The organism is Rahnella perminowiae (assembly GCF_019049755.1).
Lineage (GTDB): Bacteria > Pseudomonadota > Gammaproteobacteria > Enterobacterales > Enterobacteriaceae > Rahnella > Rahnella perminowiae.
This window is the reverse complement of sequence record NZ_JAFMOS010000119.1, coordinates 1-813: the sequence shown is the minus strand read 5'-3', so window position 1 is coordinate 813 and position 813 is coordinate 1. Positions and strand designations below refer to the sequence as shown.

General features: G+C 43.5%; 1 pseudogene. It reads left to right on the top strand.

What is annotated here, in order from left to right:
• Positions 1-813, top strand: a pseudogene (locus tag J1785_RS00635) (hypothetical protein); the annotation flags it as partial.

Genomic DNA, 813 nt, shown 5'->3' with positions numbered 1-813 from the left:
TAATTAAATATCCTGAGGTAGAGGTATTCTATTGGTTGCGTGAAGGTGATAATACAACAACCGAAGAATTACGCAGAGTATTAGATGAACATGGTCTCAAATTTAAAAATGAAATAACGCAGCTCTGTGAATGTCCGGATTACAGCGTGCTGGCAGCAATGATCGAAGAGTCAGGTAATCAATGGCAATATAGCCGTTTAATTATTATTGCCGATCTCTACAATGATGAAACGGTGAACAGCATGGAAAGTGCCACAGCCTTATTTATTTGCAAAGAATATCCGGTGAATGAAAAGCCCAAACCTGTTTATCTTTACCAGCCTTTAACCGGCGACGCTGATCTTGCTGATTCGGTACCTGTGTATCTGGCAGGTGAACAAACAACTGCCCCCAAAATACTTTGGCATACCGGATTAGCACAGACAGAAAAATATCCACTTCTGAATGCATTGAACGAATGCAAAGTGGCAGCGGAAAGAATCGATCTTGAACTGGCTTTTGGTGAATATACCGCAGGTTACAGGTGGCTTGCACTGGCAGTGGCTTCTGATGCTGCGAGGTATGGGCAAGGAGCACAACTTATTGCTGCATCAGAAAAGGGTAAAGCTGCTTTAACGGTATTATCGGCGACACAGCCTTCAGCGTTAAAACTCCCCGAAGGGGATTATGTTGCTATGCCGCTTTTGTGGTCTTTTCCGGCCCTTGTGATGTCAATAGTCGCTTTTGTTTTTAGCTGGGGGGTTTATTTCGGCGTGCCAGAGGGATGGTCAGTCATCATATTTATCGCGATAATGTTTTTAATTACCCCGGTAT